This is a genomic window from Shimwellia pseudoproteus (genome assembly GCF_016415625.1).
GTDB classification, from domain to species: Bacteria; Pseudomonadota; Gammaproteobacteria; order Enterobacterales; family Enterobacteriaceae; genus Shimwellia; species Shimwellia pseudoproteus.
In genome coordinates this window covers 1-2,682 of sequence record NZ_WBXP01000103.1, presented here as the reverse complement: position 1 = coordinate 2,682, position 2,682 = coordinate 1, and the positions used below count along the sequence as shown (strand labels likewise).

The following is a 2,682-nucleotide window of genomic DNA, read 5'->3' as shown; positions in this document are numbered from 1 at the left end:
GTGCGGGCTTTCAGTTCATAGAGAAGAATGAATAATATCAATTATAACAATTGGTTATTTCCTTAGCGTACGTTTTCGTTCCATTGGCCCTCAGACCCCTTAATCGGCTATCACTGACCGTCAGCAAATCCCGCCCGGAACTCATTCCAGACGATGACGATCTCAGCGTCATGATCAAACCGCCAGTAAAGGGTACTGGCACCCGCATGAAATTTACCTGCCCGGAATGTGGGCTGAACGCATGGGCGAAACCCTCCGCTGTATTGCTTTGCGGTGAGTGTCGGTGTGAGCTTATGGCGACAGAATAAAAAAAATGTATAAACCTATAATTATATTGTTATAGTTTTATATTTACTCTTTTGTGTGGCTGCGCTACACTCAAACCAAATCTATATTTTTCTATAAAAATATTTTAATAGGGGGTTGTATGACCGCTGTTATCGCGCTGGCTAACGGGAAAGGTGGGGTGAAAAAGTCCTCGATGTCACGGGCTATCGCCACCGAGTATACAAAGGCAGGATGGGGAGTTCTTGGGCTGGATATGGATATCGATCAGGGGTCTTTCCTGGACTGGGGGCAACGTCGGTTGCGGAATGGTTTTGAACCTCCGGTGACAATTCAGGGATGCGGGACGGTTTCACAGGCGAAGAAACAGATTGAATCCGGGCAATGGGATTTGATTGTCATCGACAGTGCGGCGTATGCCACGAAATCGTTACTCAGCCTGATTGATATTGTCGATTTGCTGGTACTGCCGACAGGGTTTAGCGTGGATGATCTACGAACGACCGTTACGACCGTAAACGCGCTGCGTAACAAAGGACATTCGACAGATAAAATGGCGGTGGTGTTTGCGGGGGTAAGTGAAAGTGAGAGTGAATATCGTGCGGCGCTGGAATACCTGCAACCCTGCGGCGTTCCCGTCATTCCGGGCGCTATTCCTTTTCTGACATCGTTCAGCCAGGCGCAGGATAAAGGGCTTGCTCTTACGGAGTCGCCTTTCCCTGGTCCACGGCAGAAAGCTGATGATGTTGTGCAGGGTGTGATCGATCGACTGACAACGCTTACGCAGTAGTATATAATAATATAATTATATTTATCTATGAGGTGATATTATGGCGAACGTCCCAGCAAAGCCGCGCAATACCAAAGGTGAGCCGCCAAGCCAGGCGGATACGGAACACGGCTTTAATCCTACCCGGAAAAGTGCTGATGGCCGTAAGGCACAGCTTAACTTATACATTGATATGGAGCTGAAACGTGAGTTCCGCTCCATTGCTGCGGCCAACGATATGAAACATGGGGAGCTGTTCGAGGCGTACCAGGAATTCTGGAAAAAACATCATTAAGTCACCCGGTATCCCGGCCACTGGCCGGGTGATACCATCACTGAACGTAGCTCTGCCACTTATCCAGTATTCTTTTTTCCAGATCGACGTACAATCCGCCTCTGACCAGGAAACCGACCAGGGCAATAGCTATCAATGCAACGATGGCTTGAGCGCATCCCTCAGTAAACGATTCCGGCAGGTTTTGGCCGTAATACTGCATCATGAGGCCGAATCCAAAATACGTGATAAAAGTGAGTACAAAACCAATCGTTCCGATTCTGGCGATCCATTCTGCCACTTTGAATGACCAGTATTTCAACGGCATTTCCCGTTTAATGTCACGAATAACCATAGTGTCTATCTTATGGATCAGTGACTGAAATTTAGCGAATATCATAAGTCCCTCGTCCGTCTAAAAATTAACCTTACCATATCAGAATTATATAAAAATATAATCCTATTTATTCTGTTTGCGCCACTTCCACGGCTCCACTGGATCAGGTGACGACCACAGCCCGATTCTATGGCGTCTGGCTTCTTCTTCAAGGCGTAGCATTGTTTCGTCGTTGGCACGGCCATGATAGCGGTAAGCCCACGCCATACCCGCTTTAACCTGCTCTGCGTTGATATTGATACCGCCAATCATCAATGTTCCCAGCCAGCGGCCATAACGATCTGTATTGTTGGCTATGACCTCCGTCTGTTTCTGGACGGCCAGCTTTAACAAGTTTTGCTTCGAGCGCTGGCCGAACGGTTGCCCCGATTCCGGGGCATCGATACCGTTAAGGCGAACTTTCATCATTTTGCCATCGGCGAGTACCTGGACAGTATCACCATCGACGACCCGAACAACACGGCCAGAAAAATCAGCCAGGCAAAGGGCGGGGAAAAGCAGGGGCAGAAACACAAGCAAACGAGATCGGCATTTCATTTGTCACACCTTATAAAAATAGATTTATATAAATAATCACTGGCCGCCGCTGGCGCCTGCTTGCTCCAGTTCATCAATGGTGCGGAAAAGAAACATTTCGCGGTTTTTCGCGTCGAACGGCACCGGAACGTTGTTCCTCATTACCGTTTTGATGGAGTCAAACAGTCGGATTAACGATGTTTTGGTTTTGTCATCCGGCATGACATACATCGCGTAGTGCCAGCGTCCGGCATCGCTGGCCGCCAGATGGCTGTTAATGATGTTGATATAGCGTGCGCGGGTTTTCATTGAGCGCTCAGTTTCGACGGCGACGATTGCGCCGCTATGGAAGGTGCGAATAAGCAGGTCATTTCTTCCCAAGCTGACTCGCTGATTAAAATTTCGCGGATCTGGGCCGATTTTTTTCCCGCAAACACATCG

The 2,682-nt window shown here is 48.4% G+C and carries 4 protein-coding genes and 2 pseudogenes; 3 read left to right on the top strand and 3 right to left on the bottom strand.

Features of this window, described 5'->3' with window-relative positions; translation table 11 throughout:
- Positions 1–98: 98 nt before the first annotated feature.
- The 3 genes and pseudogenes from F9C28_RS20300 to F9C28_RS19845 form a co-directional block, all read left to right on the top strand.
- Positions 99–308, top strand: a pseudogene (locus tag F9C28_RS20300) (SprT-like domain-containing protein); the annotation flags it as partial.
- Positions 309–427: 119 nt separating this feature from the next.
- Positions 428–1,075, top strand: coding sequence for a ParA family protein (locus tag F9C28_RS19850; RefSeq protein ID WP_004178130.1), 648 nt, complete (start codon positions 428–430; stop codon positions 1,073–1,075).
- 40 nt (positions 1,076–1,115) lie between these two features.
- Positions 1,116–1,349: a hypothetical protein gene (locus tag F9C28_RS19845; protein WP_004178129.1), complete on the top strand. Its 234-nt coding sequence runs from the start codon at positions 1,116–1,118 to the stop codon at positions 1,347–1,349.
- Positions 1,350–1,386: 37 nt separating this feature from the next.
- Here the strand turns inward: F9C28_RS19845 and F9C28_RS19840 are convergent, their stop codons facing one another.
- From F9C28_RS19840 to F9C28_RS19830, 3 genes and pseudogenes are all read right to left on the bottom strand, one after another.
- Complete coding sequence (locus tag F9C28_RS19840; protein ID WP_086814137.1) at positions 1,387–1,683, bottom strand: hypothetical protein; 297 nt, start codon at positions 1,681–1,683, stop codon at positions 1,387–1,389.
- 105 nt (positions 1,684–1,788) lie between these two features.
- Positions 1,789–2,262, bottom strand: a complete 474-nt coding sequence (locus F9C28_RS19835) for a thermonuclease family protein (protein WP_049004927.1) — start codon at positions 2,260–2,262, stop codon at positions 1,789–1,791.
- A 36-nt stretch (positions 2,263–2,298) separates the two neighbouring features.
- A pseudogene (locus tag F9C28_RS19830) lies at positions 2,299–2,682 on the bottom strand (hypothetical protein); the annotation flags it as partial.

Coding starts and splice junctions, on each gene's coding strand:
- F9C28_RS19850 (WP_004178130.1), top strand. CDS start 428: ATGACCGCTGTTATCGCGCTGGCTAACGGGAAAGGTGGGGTGAAAAAG.
- F9C28_RS19845 (WP_004178129.1), top strand. CDS start 1,116: ATGGCGAACGTCCCAGCAAAGCCGCGCAATACCAAAGGTGAGCCGCCA.
- F9C28_RS19840 (WP_086814137.1), bottom strand. CDS start 1,683: ATGGTTATTCGTGACATTAAACGGGAAATGCCGTTGAAATACTGGTCA.
- F9C28_RS19835 (WP_049004927.1), bottom strand. CDS start 2,262: ATGAAATGCCGATCTCGTTTGCTTGTGTTTCTGCCCCTGCTTTTCCCC.